We start from the raw sequence: 18360 nt of genomic DNA on the forward strand, positions 1-18360 counted from the left end.
TAATGAAGAAAAAGCCCCGAAAGGGGCTTTTGTCGTTTATGCGGCTTTCCAACTGCCATTATTCACCAAATTGTCCGTGACTTTATCAATGGCTTTCTTGGCGCGGGCGACGATTTCATCAATATCTCCACGATCAACTACCAAAGGTGGCGCGAATCCCAGAATATCGCCATGTGGCATTGCCCGTGCAATCAGCCCTTGCTCCATGCAGGCCGCCGCGATTTGTGGACCGACTTTGAGGTTAGGGTCAAAGTGCTCGCGTTTGTATTTGTTGCTGGAAAACTCCAGCGCATGCAGCAAGCCAATTCCGCGACTGTCACCCACTAATGGATGGTTGGCAAACGTCGCCTGCATTTGCTGCTGGAAGTAAGCACCCGTATCCCGTGCATTGGCGGTCAGGTTTTCACGCTCGATAATATCGAGATTACACAGTGCCGACGCTGCGCCGAGTGGATGGCCGGAATAGGTGTAACCATGTCCAATCGCGCCCCATTGGTCAGTGCCATCTTCCAGCACTTTCCAAACACGCTCACCAACCATCACACCAGATAGTGGTTGATAAGCGGATGTCAGGCCTTTAGCGACGGTGATTAGATCTGGTTTCATGTCGTACATGATCGAACCGAAATCCGCGCCCAGACGACCAAAGCCACATACCACTTCGTCTGAAATCAGCAGAATGTCGTACTTATCCAGCACTTTACGGATTTCCTGCCAGTAGCCTTCTGGTGGTGGAACAATACCACCCGTTCCTAATACGGGCTCTCCAATCATGGCTGCCACTGTTTCTGGGCCTTCTGAGAGGATCATCTTTTCAAGCTCGTCAGCGCAATGCTTCGAGAATTCGCGCTCTGTCATTCCATCGACTTCGCGACGATAGTAATAGGGTGCGAGGGTGTGTTTAACACGCTCGAGCGGTAGATCAAAATGTGCATGGAACAGAGGAAGACCAGTCAACGAACCTGACGCGATACTCGAACCATGATAGCCACGGTCACGGGAGATGATTTTCTTTTTCTCTGGCAACCCACGTGCGTTGTTGTAGTACCAAACCAGTTTGAGCTGAGTTTCGTTCGCATCACTACCAGACATGCCGTAATACACTTTACTCATGCCTTGTCCTGCCATTTTGAGAATTCGCTCAGAAAGGGTAATCAATGCCTCGTTAGTGTGACCAACATAGGTGTGATAGTAGGCGAGCTTTTTAGCCTGCTCATAAATCGCCTCTGCCATTTCCTCGCGTCCATAACCAATGTTGACGCAATACAGGCCAGCAAACCCATCAATCAGTTCAACGCCTTCAGAATCCTGAATGCGAATACCTTTGGCATTAGTGATAATGCGGCCAGCCATCTCGCCGTGCGCATATTGTTTGAGGTGTGTCGATGCATGAAAGACGTTCTGACGGTCAGTCTCAAGCAGCGCTTTGGTATCAATTTTATTGTTCATAGTGAAGTTCCTCTTGAGGTCAACAGCCCCTAGCATCCGCTGGCCGTGTCGAGACCGCCCAGACAGTAGTATTTAATTTCGCTGTATTCATCGAAGCCGTGGCGGCTGCCTTCGCGCCCAAGGCCGGATTGCTTCATGCCGCCGAAGGGAATAGGGTGTCCCGTCATCTTGAGGCTATTGACGCTGACCATGCCGAACTCAAGGCCTCGCATTAGCTTCCAGATGTCGCGAATATCGTGGCCATAGATATAAGCCGCCAGACCGTATTCAGTGTCATTCGCGGACTCAATTAACGCGTCCAAATCGTCATAAGCCAACACACCCGCTACAGGACAGAAGTTTTCCTCCCGGAATACCGCCATCTCAGGTGTGACGTTGGTGAGTAGCACTGGGTTAAAGAAATTTTCTCCAGGCACTTTCTTGTGGCTCGTGGCAATCAAGGTCGCCCCTTTCGTGAGTGCATCATCTACCAGCATTTGAGCTTTCTCGGCTGCCTGAGCATTGATGAGAGGGCCAATGTCCGTGGTCTTCTGCATGCCGTTACCCACGCGGAGCTTTTGCATCTCCGTGGCGAAAGCATCGATAAATGCATCGTAATATTGGCGAGGTACATAGATACGATTCGCCGCCAAACAATCCTGCCCGGAGGTTTGGAACTTGGCATCAATCGCTGCTTTAGCTGCCTGCTTGATGTCCATGTCTGGCAGCACAATGAAGGGGGCATTTCCGCCCAACTCCATCGAACACTTTTTCACTGTGTTTGCACTTTGTTGAAGCAGCAACTTCCCGACCCTTGTTGAGCCGGTAAAAGAGAGCGCTTTGACCTTATCTGACGCACACAGCACTTCAGAGATCATTGGGGCATCGCCAGTGACAACATTGAAGACGCCGGCTGGAATACCCGCGCGCTCTGCTAATTCAGCCAAAGCGAGGGCAGAGAAAGGGGTTTCGTTTGCGGGTTTCACCACCACGGTACACCCAATCGCGAGTGCCGCCGCAGCCTTTCGCGTGATCATCGCATTGGGGAAATTCCACGGTGTGATAAGGGCAGCAACACCAATAGGTTCCCTCAGGGTAGCAAGTTGCGTATTAGGAATATGGCTAGGTATGGTTTCGCCATATGCACGTTTGCCCTCTTCAGCAAACCAGCTTACAAAGGAGGCGCCGTAGTCGATTTCTCCGCGAGCCTCATCGAGGGTTTTGCCTTGCTCAAGCACCATCAAATGAGCGAGATCTTCACGGTTGTCGAGTAACAAGTCATGCCAAGCCATCAACTTAGTGGCGCGGTGTTCAGCGGATAGCGCGCGCCATTTTTTGAACACTTTGTCTGCGACATTAATAGCACTATCTATCTGCGATTTTCGAAGTGCGGTGACATAACCAATCACATCATCATCGGCTGGATTGGATACTGCGATATCTTTGTTACCTGCGACCCACTTACCATTGATGTAGGCAAGTTGACGGAACAGGCGTGCGTCACGTAAGTGGTTGAGCACGGCATCCGTCGCTTTCCCATCATGGGGCAAATTCAATGCGGCCATACGTTGACCTCCCAAAGCAAAATGATGTTCTCAGTAGAACTCTAAGCCAGCATCTGGGAATGGGTTTTCTGTATGAGTGGGTTATGGTTGGAGATTTTTCGGATTTTCAGCCAAAAACTTAGTGTTTTTTCTGTGATAATTGTAAGTATCTGAATATAAAAGTATTTAATGGCGGTCATTCGACAGGGTTGTCGTCGATATCGTGTGATTGCGGTGTCTGTTTGATGGTTTTGGTAACGATGTAGGTGTAGTAGCGCTCTATGCCTAAATCTGACATCAGCCAGCTATCAATCAGGCGTTGGTACTGGTCGATGTCTTTTGCCATGACACGGATGATGTAATCTACTCCACCGCCTGTGGCGAAACAGTCCGCTACTTCTGGGCAATCTTGCATGGTTTGTTCGAAACGCTGGAAACTGGTTGCGTGGTGCTTGCCCAGTGTCACTTCGACCATCACAGGCGTTTTTTTGGCAAAGAGCTCGGCATTGATTTTGGCACCATAGCCTTCAATGATGCCTGCTTCTTCAAGGCGTTTAACACGTTCCCAGCAAGGACTGACCGACAAGTTAATGGATTCTGCGAGATTGGATTTAGTGATCCTTCCATCTCTGGATAAAATTTGCAGAATTTTGATGTCATATCGATCAAGCTTCATCCATTACTCCCAGAAAAATAAAGAAAACCACGCTTATAAGCGTGGCATATAGACAGGGGTGGAAGCGAGTTTTATTCGACAGTTTTGGCGATAACAGCAAAAGTATCGCCGATACTGATGTTCGAGACGTGCCGTCTGGCCGCCAGAATGCCTTCAGTGGTAGCGCGATAATAAGCAGGTGTTTGTCCTGTTCGCTCGGTGGAATAAATTCGTGCAATCAGGTCGCCTTCTTTGATCTCATCACCCAGACTTACACACATTTCCAGAATGCCGTTGTGTTCACTTTGTAGGTATGCGTCTTTGTCTGGAATTTCCAGCGAGACGGGTTCACATGGCGGATCAATATAGTTTTTCTGCAAGATGCCACTGTAAACCAGAAAGTTGTGGATGCCACGATCTGCTATCGCGATGGTGTCGGGTGTGGTGGTGCCACCGCCGCGAAGTTCTGTGGTGACAAACACCTTACCGTTGGATTCGACAGCGGTATCGTAAAGCTTGGTGGGGTCCATTTCCTCCATGTAGAAGGTATAAGGCGCGCCAAACAAACGTGCTCCCTCAATACAGCGAAATTCCTGCGCTTTGTTTTTTAAGCGGTGGGCAGCAGCAAAAGGAATGATATCCAGCGTTTTGCCACCGGAATGAATATCTAATGCCGTATCACACATCGGGATCAGATGACGGGTGAAATAATCCGCCATGCGTTCAGTCATCCCACCATAGGGATGACCGGGAAAGGCGCGGTTCATATTGCCATTATCAATCGGTGAAACCCGCGCCGATGCTTGAACCGCTGGCGCATTCATCATTGGGATGATGATGACCCGTCCCAGAATTTGTTTCGGCTTGAGCTTACTGGTGAGCTTTAACAGCGAGGTGATTCCCTCGTATTCATCGCCATGATTACCGCCGGTCAGAAGCGCAGTTTGTCCATCTCCGTTTTTAATGACGGTGATGGGTGTCATTATCGCGCCCCAAGCCGAGTCGTTGTGGGAATAGGGAAGTTTCAGAAATCCATGCTGAACACCGTCGGCATCAAAATCGACAGTGGCAGATACTGAACTTGGCGGAAGTTTCGGCATAACAGATCATCCCGATTTTTTGAATCAATGCTTAATGAATAGCTGTCGCGGGAAATCACAGAGTGTCTCAGCGCCGTGTTTTGTGATCACGATGCTTTCTGTGGTCTCCATTCCCCAATCATCCATCCACAATCCGGGCATAAAATGGAACGTCATGCCTTCTTTCAATACCGTGTTGTCGGTTGGACGCAGGCTCATGGTTCTTTCGCCCCAATCAGGTGGATAACTAAGTCCGATAGGGTACCCACAGCGCGAACCTCCGCGGTCAAAGCCGTATTTTTCCATTGTGGCATTCAGCGCCGCCGCAATATCACCGCAGGTGTTACCGGGCCTGGCGACTGCCATACCGGCCTCCAAGCCTTCATTGAGCGCGTCATTGGCACGTTTGAAGTGGTCCTCCGGCTCACCGAGATAGATGGTGCGGGAAAGTGGACAATGGTATCTGCGATGAACCCCCGCCATTTCGATAAAGGTGCCTTCACCGGATTTGAATGGCCTGTCATCCCAGGTCAAATGAGGCGCTGATGCGTCTACACCGGAAGGCAAAAGCGGCACAATCGCAGAGTAGTCACCAAAGTGGCCATCATGTCCCATGACCGCATGTTTGTTGATTTCCGCGACAAGAATATGTTTTGGCAGCCCGGGCTCAATAAGTTCGAAAGCCACGCGATGCATGTTTTCCACAATTCTTGCTGCAGCGCGCATGTAGTAAAGCTCTTGGTCTGATTTTTCTGCGCGGCACCAATTCACTAGCCCTGTTGCATCCGCAAAGGAGGCATTAGGAAGATTTTCCTGCAGAGATTCATAGGCCGTGGCACTGAAGTAGTAGTTGTCTTTCTCCACCCCGATACGGCCTCGGTCCCAAAGCTTTTCATACAAAACAGCGTTGGCGAGATATTCCATCGGATGGAGGGGAGGGTTCATCACATAGTGGTCGGGATAGCCGACAACACTCTCGTGGCTCATGTAGACAGTACGCCGAGCGCCATTGGCATCCTGATTTCTTCCAAACCATAGTGGCTCGCCGGCATGGCCAATAACGACACATTGAGGAACGTAAAAAGACCAACCGTCGTAACCCGTTAGCCACGCCATGTTTGAAGGGTCGTGAATGATGAGTAAATCCAATTCACGCTTTTCCATGGCCGCACGAACTTTTGCCAGCCGGACGCTGAACTCATCAAGCGTAAAATTAAGCACAACGTCACTCATGCCCCATGCTCCTTTTGGTACCGCCCATACAGGACGAACGTTGACATACAGAGTCATCGCCAGTTATCGCTATGGGTCTTGTTGGGGCGACTTATCGCTCAGACCAGATAACTGTTTTGCCTCTCAGCTTTGCGCTACCCGTTTTCATTTTTGCTGTGCGGGTGCGCTGCTAGTTTTGTCACCTTTCTCTTTTGCTATGTAACGTAAGTTGTTTGCATCTCATTACTTACACTTACACCACTGTTCAAAAAACAGTCAATAATAAATTACTCAATAGTTTGTGCTTATGAGCATTAATCGTAGCTCGACACGGCTGAAAATCTGGGTTTCTCATTATTGATACGTGACTGCGGAATTTCTGATCTTTGCAATCAATCGATAAAAATTAGAGCGAATTTTTATCGAACTCGATACGGTTCAAAGATATAGCAGATAAAATTCGATACTATCCTTGCTCTTGCATCTTTCTGAACTGATGGAGCGAATGCCAATGTTGAATTGCTAATCACCTTAAATTTATGCCTTTGTTTTTACGCTTAATTTTATCTGGTGATGACGCGATCCATCATGGTGAGCTTTGTTGTTCTGTTTATTCCCATGCTTACCCTCTGATATGTCGTTGAACGCCAAACACGGAGCCTAATATGGAAAAACTCCCCGGCGGTCGAGATGGTATTTATCGGGTTCGCAATCAAGTAATCCGACCTACTAATAAAACGACCCAGACGATTCATAGCCTCTTGAACCACCTTCATCTGCAAGGCTTTCATCACTGTCCTAAACCCATTGCGCTCGACCATGAACATGAAATGGTCAGTTTTGTTGAAGGTCAGGTTTATAACTATCCGCTTATAGGCAATATTGCATCTAAACAGGCGTTAACAAGTGCGGCAAAGTTACTGAGACAAATGCACGATGCGTCAGCTTCTTATATCGATAGTTTGAAAGGGAATGAATCCTGGATGCTTCCAGCACGCGAACCAACTGAAGTGATTTGCCACGGCGATTACGCGCCATACAACCTCGTTCTTAATGGGCAAGAAGCAGTGAGTGTCATTGATTTTGATACTGCACATCCTGCACCGAGAGTTTGGGATTTAGCCTACGCGATCTATTGTTGGGCACCTTTTAAGACCCATGAATTCGATAAAATGGGGACATTGGATGATCAGATCGCCCGATCGCGCATGTTCTGCAAAGCATATGGTGCGACCCAAGATATGTTAATTAATTTGCCTGATGTCATGATCGAAAGATTGCAGGCTTTGGTTTCGTTTATGCGAGAAGAAGCTGGAAAGGGGAACGAGGCATTTCAACAGAACTTAGAAGATGGACACCACTTAGCCTACGAGAGAGATATTCAATATATTTCTCAAAATAAACAAATGTTTTTAACTGAGTTGACGAAATAAATTAACCATTAGTATGTAATATCATTGACGGCGATGTCTATTTAAATAGCCTCGCTGTTAATGTTTCTTGTTGGTTGCGAATAATTATATTTATTAACAGTAAGCAAAAATCTTTTCGTTGAATTAATATTAGATTTCCATCTATTTTTAATTGAGAGCATTTAATCCCACATATATAATCCGGCATCTTTTTTGGCCTTGAACCGAGAACCAATTCATCAATATGTGGAAACTGCCTTCTTTAAGGTCTTGTTACGATACCTATGTTCGTGACATCTCAATCGTCTTCCTGCTTCTGCTCCCTCTGACCATTTGTAATGCGATTTCGATATTTGTAGGCCATTTTTTGAACTTTGCGGCAATGCCTGATATTGCGCAAAAGTTTTTCTACTTTTCAAATTTGCTGATTGGAATATATCCAACCGCGCTTTGTATTATTACCACTTATTATTTGTCGACGAAGCATAACGTAAACCCTATGGTTGTGGTGCCTTATTCGTTGGTAATGTTTATTGCGATTTCTCTGTCCAATGGGTTAGTGGCTGATAATGGCTTGCCGAATAACCCGCTTGTTGCTTTGCTAACAGCGGTAGTTGCTGCTATTTGCTGTGTTTCTGCACGAATATATCCACTCGACCCATCGCGACTTGATTTTGTTAGTGCGCTTTATAAGCAAGCGGCTCACTTTTTCGGCTTTCTGCTGTTGACCATATTTTTTAGCCGCGTGACAGGCAGCATCATGCAAAGCTCGACGCTGTTTAAAGATCATCTCAGCTTAGACCCACTCACGTTTGCTGGTGGCTTGGCGTATCAGTTTGTCCTAGGTCTTTTGGGTTCAGTGGGGATTAATGGTCATAACTTTCTGTTTCGCGCCAAACAGCAACTGTTCGAAGACACTCAACAGAACATTGCGGCGTGGCAGTTTGGTGAAGAACCACTGAATATTCTTAGCCAGGGTTTTTATGATGCGTTTCTTGCCATCGGCGGCTCTGGCAACTCGCTAAGCCTGCTTTTGTGTATCTTGCTTTTTTCCAGAGAGAAAAGGCACATTGCGTTGGCGCTTTCAGCGCTACCGTTGGTGATGTTTAACATTAACGAACTGCTGTTGTTTGGGTTGCCAATTATCTTTAACCCGACGCTGATTTTGCCGTTTGTTTTGGTACCCATGGCAAGCTTCATTCTGGTTTACAGCGTTATGGCTTTGGGATTGGTTAACCCTGTTAGCACCATTGTTGATTGGATGACGCCGCCATTCTTGAGTGGATATTTGGCCACCCAAAACAGCCTTGCAGGTACAGTACTCCAGATCGTCGTGATTGGGTTGGGTGTGTTGATTTACCGTCCTTTCTATCTGAACTATGCGGGCAAAAGCTCCACAGACAGTAAAGGTATCCTCCGCAAGATGGAAATTGAGCGCAGTACCCTGAAGTCATTCTTAGGGGATGTGAATCAGTCAATGGGGAGTTATATCAGCAAACATGAAGTCAGCCAGCGCATCAGCAAAATGATGAATCGCGGTGAATTCGTGATGTACTATCAGCCTCAAGTGAATGTGAAAGACTGCTCTCACTTGGCATTTGAGTCACTGGTTCGATACCGTGATGAACATGGAAACATGATACCTCCAACTTTCATCAACGACTTCCAAATGTTGGGCGCGATTAAGCAGCTCGATGAGATGGTGATCGATCTCGTGTTAGCAGATATGAAGACATTACCTCTACTCGAACGTTGTAAGGTGGGAGTGAACATTTCCGCAGAATCGATTTCAGACAGAGATATTGTCGATAGCATTGCGGAAAGGCTGCATTACTACAAAATTCCAGCAACCTCTTTGGAAATCGAGATAACAGAAGAAGCCCTTCTTGAAGACCATGAACAGATCAGCCGCAACATTGACGCACTGCAACGCCTTGGTGTGAAAGTCGCGATTGATGACTTTGGCTCTGGTTACGCGTCTTTCCCTCACTTGCTGAAATACAACTTCGACAAGGTGAAACTGGACCGTTCTCTGTTGTTGAACGTGAAAGAAGAAAGAGGGCAAAACCTCTATCAATTGTTAGCCAAAATCAGTGAAGTAACAGGTTGTGCATTGGTTGCTGAGGGCATTGAAACTGAAACGGAAAAAACTTTCGTAGAAAGCTGTGGCATTGATATCTGCCAGGGATTCTATTTCTCACGCCCATTACCGCTTGATGAAGCTATTGCTTGGTCTAAGGAGCACACAGAGGCGACTGGGGGCAAACAATTACAACCAGCAGAGCGATAAAAAGAAGGCCGCGATAAACGCGGCCTTCTGCTATGTCGGATTGATTATTTGAAATCGAGAAGTTCTACTTCGAATATCAGAGTTGAACCTGGTTTTATCGAACCTGCTGACATATTTCCGTAAGCCAGCTCGGCAGGGATGAAGAAGCGCGTTTTGCCGCCTTTCTTCATCAATTGAACGCCTTCGGTCCAGCCTTTGATGACTTGGTTTAAACCGAACTCGATGGGTTCGTCACGTTGGACTGAACTGTCGAACACTGAACCATCAAGTAAGGTGCCGTGATAATGCACTTTTACGCGAGAAGAGGCAGTCGGTTGCTCATCTCCTTCACCTTCTTCCAAAATCAGATACTGCAATCCAGAGTCAGTGGTAACAACACCTTCTTCCTTGGCGTTTTTAGCGAGGAACTCTGCACCGATTTTCTTGTTTTCTTCAGCTGCTTTTTTAGATTTTTGGCGGATAAGGATAATGAAAACAATCATCACGAGGATGACGAGGGGTAAAGCGAAATCCATTGTAACTCTCTCAGTTGGTGACCTGGCTGCGCCAGTGGATAGCATTCATTATCCAGAACTCAGTAACGAATTGGAATACATGGAATTACATCCTCTTCCTGTTTGGCATGGCGCATTGCTTTGGTGCAAAGTTTGCCCCAAATGCAATCATTTTCGCGATTGTAAACAACTGAAAAGAATAGATTTCCCAGCTTAGAGGGCAATTTAATAATTGGTACGGTGTTTGCTATATAGAATTTGTGCTCCACAGCACGGCTTACACTCACTATCTCCGAAAGGAGATGAATTAGTTAGCGCATTCTCCTTGTTGCTTGTCTCCGCCATGTTTTGGATTGGCGGAGATTTTTTTTTCTTCAAACTTAATTCGCCTGTCACTTCCTACTGTGATCTTTGTTCAATCTCATTGAATTATAAAGAAATTACATACAGTCCGCTGTGCGGAAACCTACCAGCCAAAACTTGTGAACCATGATGCCTTCATGCAAAAAATTTCCGCAAAAAATGTAATTAATTAAATTCATTCCGAAGCACGATACCAAAGTTTACGATTTTCATTCGCGTCAGAAATTAAGTGGTGGAAGAGTAAATCCGAAGGAAAACACCAACACCCAAGACGTGGAGAAAAATAATATGAATAAAGGACTTAAGTTCACCGCGATTGCTGCATGTGTGGCCGGAGCGCTTGGCGTTGCCGCGACTGCTACCGCTGCACCATCGCACGATAAAGCGGTTATCGGCTACCTAACCCAATGGGAGGCATGGAAGGGAACCGATGCTGGTTTTAGCGTAAAAGGTGAAGCTACACACCTCAACGTAGATATGGACATCTACAACATCCTCAACTTTTCTTTCTTCGGCGTAGCGAAAGACGGCTCCCTGCACAGTGGAGACCTTCGCAACAAGAGCATTTATCAGCCTGGTGCGGTTCAAGAGCCGGGCCCGCTGCTTCACCCTGATGTGTATTCAAGCTGGGACTTCCACATCCTATGGGGTGAGTTGGAATACATTCATGAATACCCTGGAACTGAACCTTGGCAAGCAGAAGCACTGGCAAAAGTTCAGGCCCAAGGTTTTGTAAAAGACGGTCGCGGTTGGAAGCATGCGCCAACCGGTATCACTGGCCAAATGCCAATCCCTTTGAAAAAAGCGGGCGGTGCACCGGGTTTGATCGACTTGGCGAATGAAAAAGGCGTACAGGTGATGGCGTCTATCGGTGGTTGGAGTATGTCCAAGCACTTCCCAGAAATGGCTGCTGACCCAGTCAAAAAAGAACGCTTCCTGCAAGACATCGACAAACTGATCGCGCTCGGTTTCCACGGTATTGATATCGACTGGGAATACCCAGGCTCTGGCGGCATGAACTTCACCGGTACGGATGCAGACTACGCAAACTTCGAACAGCTGATGGATGATATCCGTGAACGTATTGGTCCAGACCGTCTTCTGACAGCGGCATTTAAAGCTGTACCAGCAGCATTGGAAGGCTACGATTGGGCGCGCCTGCAACGTTCAATGGACTACTTCAACATGATGACTTACGACCTGAATGGTGGTTGGTCTAATGTTACCGGTCATAACTCTCCACTTTATCCATATCCAGAAGAAGAGTTTGAAGGGTTAAACCTCGATACCCTGAAAAACTGGATGGTGAACGTTAAGGGTATCAACCCGAAACAAATTAACTTTGGTGCCGCGTTCTATGGCCGTGGTGTTCAAACAACAGAAGCGGAAGCGTACCTTGGTGCACCGACTGACAAACGTAATGTGAACTTCTCAGTTGATGGCCCAAGTGTTTCTGCCGTTGACCTGACAAACTGGAAAGCGTTCGAAGGTCAACCAAACTACAACTATTTGATCAAACAGCCAGGTTGGGCACACAAGTGGGACGCAAACGCGGAAGTACCATATGCAGTGAAAGGCAAGTATTTCCTGAGCTATGACGATCCAGATTCAATTCGTAAGAAAGCGGAGTACATCGTTAATAACGATTTGGGCGGCATCATTGTATGGCAGGTGCATGGTGACATTCAGTGTGAAGGCACGTTCGTTAACTACGGTACCAAGCTGAAGCAATGTACCAATCTCCGCTCGCCGTTGGCTGAGCAAATTGATCAGGTGTTCAGCGCAAATATCATTCCAAATGAAGCGCCAGTTCTGGCCTTGCCAGGTGCTCAAAATGCAGAGAGCGGGGCGGTGATTAGCTTTACTGTGTCAGCGACTGATGCAGACGGCGACGCGCTGTCGTTCACTGCACAAGGTGCCGACGTAGCCGACAACGGTGATGGTACCGCAACGGTGACGTATAAAGCGCCAAACACCGCAGTCGACCTGACTGAAACGGTGACCGTGAAAGTCTCAGACGGACGTAAATCTGACAGCGGTTCAGTGACGGTGAATGTGAAAGGTTCAGGTGATGTGGTTAACACTGCACCAGTACTGACTGCACCAGCATCTGTTTCTGTCAAAGCAGGTGAAACCGCAGTGATTGACCTTTCAGCAACTGATGCAGAAGGCGATTCTCTGACGTTTACTGCATCTGCGGGAGAGCTGGTTCAAACAGGTAACAGCGCAACAGTATCTATGGCGACAGTAGACTCAACAGAAAACAGCGTGGTTAACGTCGTCGTTACTGTGACTGATGGTGCAGAAACTGTTGAAGCAACAGTCGTTGTGAACGTTGAAGGTAACACGCCAGTAGACAGCAACTGGGATCGAAACAAGGTTTACAACACTGGCGATAAAGTAACCCACAATGGCGTTGAATATACTGCTAAATGGTGGACCAAAGGCGAAGAGCCGGGAACGTCAGCAGTATGGGAAGCGTTTGATGATGGTTCAGCAAAAGACTGGAGCGCTGACAAAGTCTACAACGGTGGTGATGTTGCTATCTATAACGGCAGCACCTACAAAGCGAAGTGGTGGACGAAAGGCGAAGCACCAGGATCTGCTTGGGGTCCTTGGGAGCTTCTATAATCCTTAGCGTCAAATCTCGACAAGGCCTCGTTTATACGAGGCCTTTTTATCTGATTCTCCTAAGCAAACTATGGCAGTACTGCATGCTTTGTAGGTGGATTTTATTTGGATGCTTCTTTGACGTTCAACCGACCTAGATACCTTAAATAAAATCCTGATATTTCAATCCGTTCATATCCCGAATGATTTGCTCAAAGACTTTACTGGAGATATCGATCAAGGCATCTGGGAAATCATAGTGAGGATCATGCAAGGGTGGATGATCAACGCCGCTACCAAGACCGAAAAATGCCGATGGCCAGGTTCGGGAATATTCTGAAAAATCTTCAGACCACCTCATTGGCACATCGAGGTCGTTGTGAACAAACCCCAGATCTTTACATGCTTGCTTAAGAAGCATGTTTGCTTCGCTATGATTGATGATGGCATTGAATTTATCGAACCACTCGATGTTGAGTTCTAGTCCATCCCTTTCTGAATAATGTCTTGCCATGCTTTCAACCTGATAGCAGAGAGATTCAAAACACTTATTGCTGTCGCTTCGAAGCGTTGCCATTACAGTAGCTTGTGCCGGCGTCGTTCCGAAGGCTGGTTGGCCCAGGCTGACATGAACGATGGTTGCAAGCGCAAAGCTGCTTGGAAAAGCAGTTGGCAGTCTTTCAATATCATTCATCAGAGCTTTTAAGGCTGGAGTCGGATTGACCGCTGTTTCTGGGTAAGCTGCATGGGCTGTTTTGCCTTTCAGTGTGATAGAAACACCAGCAGACGCGCATGCGAAGGTGTTTTCCCGACATAGGATTTGCCCTAGCGGGTGTCCAGGCACATTGTGATATCCAAAGGCATAATCGACTTTTCCCTTATCCCAACTTTCATCATCCAGCATGGCTCTGGCTCCTTGGCCATTTTCTTCAGAAGGCTGGAAAATAAGGGTGACTTTGCCTCGCTGGATGTCCGATTTGGACAAGCGGTAAGCCAGTGCCATCAAACTGGCGGAATGACCATCATGCCCACAGGCGTGCATGACGCCGGCGTTACCAGAGCAATGACTGTGTAAGGCCACTTCATGAATGGGTAATGCATCAGTATCGGCGCGGAATAAAAGATGGGGTCCTGGCTGGCCGCTGTCGAGATGTAATACTATCCCATGTCCACCGATACTAACCTGAGGATCGTAGCCAAAGCTTTGCAATGTATCCGCAATCAGTTTTCCAGTTTTGTCTTCAAAACCAGAGAGTTCAGGCATTTTATGTAACTGGTGTCTAAACAGGATAGGATTGAACATGATTCCCCCTACAGCCGGAAATAAGCTCCACACTGTACGCTCTGAAGCACGTGATTTATGTGATCGAAGTCAGATCTGAGAGGGCATGGTGATCAGAGTTGTTATTCGTATCGTTTGTGCTTAACAGGTAAAAAAATGGCAGGTAAAACCTGCCGTTTTTCTCTTTATGATTTACCAGAATTACTTGCGGACACCTTCTACGTGCAGCTCCATATCAACGTAGCTTGAAGGGCCCATAACCGCGATACCGTAGTCTTTCAGTTCAAGGCGAGTAGTGCCTTCAAAGCCTGCGCGGTAGCCACCCCACGGGTCGCTGCCAGCGCCAATGAAGTTTGCAGCGATCGAGATAGGATTAGTTTTGCCGTGAAGTGTCAGGTCACCATTGATGGTGATCGAACCATCACCATTGTCTTTTACTGAAGTACTCTTGAACGTCGCCGTAGAGAATTTCGAAGCATTGATGAAGTCACCGCTACGGATGTGCTTGTCTCGCTCTGCGTGGTTTGAATCCAGGCTGGTAGTATCAATATTGACAACAACGGTTGATGCTTCAACATTGGCAGGATCATACGAAAACTCACCATCAAAGTCGTTGAAACGGCCTTTAATAAAGCTGTAGCCGAGATGAGGCACCTTGAAATTAATTGATGCATGAGCACCTTTGGTGTCAATCACATAGTTGTCGGCAACCGCCATTGTTGGCAGCATGGTAGCCGCGGCCAGTCCCAGAGCAGCAAGAGTCTTTTTCATAACGATTTGTCTCCAATCATTTTCCGTAATGTATTGTCTTTGTCTATGTAGTGGTGCTTAAGTGCCGCTGCCGCATGAAGAACAGCTAAACCTATCAATGTAAAGGCAGCGTAGTAGTGGATTGCGCCCGCAATATCTGACTGATCCGGGAATAACTCTCCAAGAGCAGGTACTTCAAACCAGTTAAATACTTCAATGGCTCTACCATCTGACGTAGAGATCAGATAACCAGATGCAAAAATAACGAACAACAACACATAAATAAGATGGTGAGCGGCATGGGCCCCCGCGCGTTCGAGACGATTCCCCACTATTTGAGGTGTACCTTTTATTGTGCGCCAGACCAACCTGAATACGGTTAAACCCAAAAGGAGAATGCCAATGGATTTATGCCAGTAGGGAGCGGTTTTGTACCAAGTGCTGTAGTAAGTGAGGTCAACCATCCATAGACCAACAGCAAAAAGGCCGATAACGACCAAGGCTGTAAGCCAATGGATGGCGCGCAAAACAGCATTGTATTGCGAAGGTTGTTCCATCTTACGTTTGTGTCCAATCAAATAAGTTAATGAGAATTATAATCATCATTAACTGTAGGTGAACCGGATACAACTGAACGAGTCATTCGAAAATTTCGATGGAACTCTGTCTACATTACTCTTCTTGTTGCCAACTTAAACTTAGAGACACAGAGTCAGCGAAACGCAAGGCATGTGGCTTATCTATTGTGACGCTGGCAAATGTTACCCAATGATGAGAGCGAGAAATCTCTAACACACTGGAGACTAATTTTTCCAACAGTAGGAAACGGCCATTTTCGACATGGTCGATGATAGATTTGGTAATCACTTTGTAGTTTAGTGCTTCTTCTACATTGTCATTCATACAGGCTTTATCGCCTGGGTAGTGGATTTCAATATTTAGTACTACGTCCTGTTTCTTCTCTTGTTCTTCAGGGTTGAAGCCAATAAAGGTACGCAGGCGAAGATTTGTAATTTTGATAATGGCATTTTGCATAGCGCAGCCTCCGTTAGTTATTTGAGTGCTCGACCGCCATCCAAATTGATGCTTTGGCCGGTCATGTAGTTACTGTTCATGATGAATTCGACGGCGTTCACCACTTCTTGTTCGCCAGGCGCTATCGCCATCAGTGATTTAGACAACGCTTTCTTTCTGTAAGCCTCGTCATCGCCTTCATTAAACATGATAAGCGCTGGAGCGATGCTGTTGACTTTGACACTCGGCGCCAATTTCTGTGCGAAGGAAAGCGTCATATTGTCCAATGCCGCTTTACTTGCCGAGTAGGCGATATGTTTCTCGCTACCTTTGCGCACGACGTAATCCGTAAAATGAATAATGTCTGAACCCGCCGTTGAGTCAGTCGCCATAAAGGGAGACAAGGCGAGGTTAAGCAGATACGGCGTTTTAACGTGTATCTGCATCATGTCATCCAGCAGGGCGGCATAGTCATCCGTTTTACTTTCGGCATTCCAGTCTGACGCGTTATGGATCAACGCACGGATCTGAATGTTCTGCTCAGCGACTTCCCTTGCGAATTGATGGATAGCGCCATCGGCTGAAAAGTCGGCCTGAATACAAGTGACCCCCATTTCCCGCAAGGCAGTCACACCGGGTTTTTCCGAACGATATGACGCGATCACGTGAAGACCCAAAGTCCGAAAATGGCTCGCCAGCGCAAATCCGATACGTTGACCAGCACCAGTGATCACAATTGTTTTATCAGTCATATAACTCTTATAGCGTTTGATGTGCGGAACCCAATACGAATGCCGATCAGAAAAGATCAGAGTTGGGCGATGATAATTTTAAAATCAGTAAGTTAGATTCTAGCAGAACGGCGAGTGAGGGAAGGATGCAAAAGAGCGTATTGGTGGTTGGCTCACACGGAACTATTGGAAAAGCGATAGCCATTCAGCTGCAGGACTTGGGGTATCAGGTACTGACACTGAGCCGTGAAGGAAAGGAGTCAGACAACCACCTTATCCTTTCCATGAGCGAACCAGAAAGCGTGGCTGTTTTGTCTCGTTGGCTTGAACGGCGTGTTGAGGGTTTGGTAGGGGTTATTCAGTGTGCAGGCCTTCTTCATTCGGGCGAAAAGAGGCCCGAGAAAAACCTCAAGCAACTTAGCGGTGACTGGCTCAGTCAGTCAATGGCGGTGAACGTGATGAGTCATGTCCACGTTGCGCAGGCATTGGACGGATTCGTAAAGCGTCATTCGAAGCTTCGTTGGTTATCGCTAAGCGCTAAAGTTGGCAGCATAGAAGACAACGGTTTGGGAGGCTGGTACAGCTATAGAATGTCTAAAGCCGCCCTTAATATGTTTATCAAAAATCTTTCCATTGAATGGGGAAGAAAAGCGCCGGCATCTTCTGTGATTGCTATGCACCCTGGAACCACGCCAAGCACACTCTCTAAGCCTTTCACCACAAATTGGCCGAAAGATAAACTGTATAGTCCTGAACTCACAGCAAAAAGAATCGTTACCGTGTTTGAGCACATGACGCCCGAAAGGTCAGGAAAACTCTATCATCACGATGGTTCAGTGATCCCTTGGTGATTATTGAAGAGGGTAGCGTCGGACGTCGATGACTCTTGCAGACCAGTAGGGGTTATCGACACGGGAAATCGTGACGCCTTTTGAGGAAGAAGCATGCATGAACTGTTTTTCGCCAATATAAATCCCGACGTGATAGCGCGTAGAGCCGGTCTTGAAGAAAATCAGGTCTCCATGATCTGCAGTTGCCAGAGAAATTTTATCGCCAGTTTTGATCTGTTGCCTTGTTGTTCTGGGAAGTGAATGCTCGAACACGGCGAGGAAGGCCTGTTGGGTAAATGCGGAGCAATCAATACCTCGCTTGGATGCACCTCCGTAGCGATAAGGTGTTCCTTCCCATTCCTCAAAATATGCAAATAACGCAAGACTTTTTGATGTATCTAAGTCAGAGCCAGAGGGTGCTAACGTCGCTGGACGAGTGGTTTCGTAGTATGTCGAATGGTCTGAACGATTTTCTGCAGATGTTGGCGACTCGCAACCCGTCATGAATAGGGCAGAAAAAAAGCCAGTAAAGAGCATCCAGATTCTCGGCATTGGCATGTTCATCTATAAAGTTGCGTCTGTTCTACAGAGAAAGTTTATGATTGCAGTGAAACATAGCGTTCGCTGATTTTTATTAAGTTTATTGACAGAAAAATAACTGTGCAA

At 47.0% G+C, this 18360-nt stretch carries 16 protein-coding genes; 4 read left to right on the forward strand and 12 right to left on the reverse strand.

What is annotated here, in order from left to right; all coding sequences use genetic code 11:
- Positions 1 to 36: 36 nt before the first annotated feature.
- The 5 genes from D515_RS02400 to doeA form a co-directional block, all read right to left on the reverse strand.
- Complete coding sequence (locus tag D515_RS02400) at positions 37 to 1449, reverse strand: aspartate aminotransferase family protein (protein WP_002535730.1); 1413 nt, start codon at positions 1447 to 1449, stop codon at positions 37 to 39.
- Between the two features lie 29 nt (positions 1450 to 1478).
- Positions 1479 to 2993, reverse strand: coding sequence for an NAD-dependent succinate-semialdehyde dehydrogenase (locus tag D515_RS02405; protein WP_002535732.1), 1515 nt, complete (start codon positions 2991 to 2993; stop codon positions 1479 to 1481).
- Positions 2994 to 3168: 175 nt separating this feature from the next.
- Positions 3169 to 3648, reverse strand: coding sequence for an Lrp/AsnC family transcriptional regulator (locus tag D515_RS02410; RefSeq protein ID WP_002535733.1), 480 nt, complete (start codon positions 3646 to 3648; stop codon positions 3169 to 3171).
- Between the two features lie 71 nt (positions 3649 to 3719).
- The gene (gene doeB, locus D515_RS02415) at positions 3720 to 4727 is read right to left on the reverse strand and encodes a N(2)-acetyl-L-2,4-diaminobutanoate deacetylase DoeB (protein ID WP_002535734.1); all 1008 of its coding nucleotides are present in this window, start codon (positions 4725 to 4727) and stop codon (positions 3720 to 3722) included.
- A gap of 24 nt (positions 4728 to 4751) precedes the next feature.
- Positions 4752 to 5939, reverse strand: coding sequence for an ectoine hydrolase DoeA (gene doeA / locus D515_RS02420; RefSeq protein WP_002535736.1), 1188 nt, complete (start codon positions 5937 to 5939; stop codon positions 4752 to 4754).
- A 644-nt stretch (positions 5940 to 6583) separates the two neighbouring features.
- Between doeA and D515_RS02425 the strand changes: the two genes are divergently transcribed.
- Together D515_RS02425 and D515_RS02430 are read left to right on the forward strand one after the other, a co-directional pair.
- On the forward strand, positions 6584 to 7351 hold the full coding sequence (locus tag D515_RS02425; RefSeq protein ID WP_002535737.1) for a phosphotransferase enzyme family protein: 768 nt from the start codon (positions 6584 to 6586) through the stop codon (positions 7349 to 7351).
- A 223-nt stretch (positions 7352 to 7574) separates the two neighbouring features.
- Entirely contained in the window at positions 7575 to 9620 is a 2046-nt protein-coding gene (locus D515_RS02430) for an EAL domain-containing protein (protein WP_002535738.1), read from the forward strand.
- A gap of 44 nt (positions 9621 to 9664) precedes the next feature.
- Here the strand turns inward: D515_RS02430 and D515_RS02435 are convergent, their stop codons facing one another.
- Positions 9665 to 10135 (reverse strand): BamJ family beta-barrel-assembly machinery protein, encoded by a 471-nt coding sequence (locus tag D515_RS02435; RefSeq protein ID WP_002535739.1) that lies wholly within the window; start codon positions 10133 to 10135, stop codon positions 9665 to 9667.
- Positions 10136 to 10765: 630 nt separating this feature from the next.
- Here D515_RS02435 and D515_RS02445 point away from each other — a divergent pair.
- Positions 10766 to 13108, forward strand: coding sequence for a glycosyl hydrolase family 18 protein (locus D515_RS02445; protein WP_002535741.1), 2343 nt, complete (start codon positions 10766 to 10768; stop codon positions 13106 to 13108).
- Between the two features lie 142 nt (positions 13109 to 13250).
- Here the strand turns inward: D515_RS02445 and D515_RS02450 are convergent, their stop codons facing one another.
- From D515_RS02450 to folM, 5 genes are all read right to left on the reverse strand, one after another.
- Complete coding sequence (locus D515_RS02450; protein WP_002535742.1) at positions 13251 to 14390, reverse strand: amidohydrolase; 1140 nt, start codon at positions 14388 to 14390, stop codon at positions 13251 to 13253.
- 180 nt (positions 14391 to 14570) lie between these two features.
- The gene (locus tag D515_RS02455; protein ID WP_002535744.1) at positions 14571 to 15140 is read right to left on the reverse strand and encodes a YceI family protein; all 570 of its coding nucleotides are present in this window, start codon (positions 15138 to 15140) and stop codon (positions 14571 to 14573) included.
- Positions 15137 to 15676 carry a cytochrome b gene (locus tag D515_RS02460; protein WP_002535746.1) on the reverse strand — a complete coding sequence of 180 codons (540 nt, stop codon included), beginning with the start codon at positions 15674 to 15676 and terminating at the stop codon, positions 15137 to 15139. Before D515_RS02460 ends, D515_RS02455 begins: the two co-directional genes overlap by 4 nt.
- Positions 15677 to 15791: 115 nt before the next feature.
- Positions 15792 to 16154 carry a dihydroneopterin triphosphate 2'-epimerase gene (folX, locus tag D515_RS02465; protein WP_002535747.1) on the reverse strand — a complete coding sequence of 121 codons (363 nt, stop codon included), beginning with the start codon at positions 16152 to 16154 and terminating at the stop codon, positions 15792 to 15794.
- A gap of 17 nt (positions 16155 to 16171) precedes the next feature.
- A complete protein-coding gene (gene folM / locus D515_RS02470) occupies positions 16172 to 16885 on the reverse strand; it encodes a dihydromonapterin reductase (RefSeq protein ID WP_002535748.1) in 714 nt (237 codons plus the stop codon).
- Positions 16886 to 17010: 125 nt separating this feature from the next.
- Between folM and D515_RS02475 the strand changes: the two genes are divergently transcribed.
- A complete protein-coding gene (locus tag D515_RS02475; RefSeq protein WP_002535749.1) occupies positions 17011 to 17715 on the forward strand; it encodes an SDR family NAD(P)-dependent oxidoreductase in 705 nt (234 codons plus the stop codon).
- Here the strand turns inward: D515_RS02475 and D515_RS02480 are convergent, their stop codons facing one another.
- Complete coding sequence (locus D515_RS02480; RefSeq protein ID WP_239643924.1) at positions 17716 to 18258, reverse strand: C40 family peptidase; 543 nt, start codon at positions 18256 to 18258, stop codon at positions 17716 to 17718.
- Positions 18259 to 18360 lie beyond the last annotated feature (102 nt).

Source organism: Grimontia indica, from assembly GCF_000333895.2.
Taxonomy (GTDB): Bacteria; Pseudomonadota; Gammaproteobacteria; order Enterobacterales; family Vibrionaceae; genus Enterovibrio; species Enterovibrio indicus.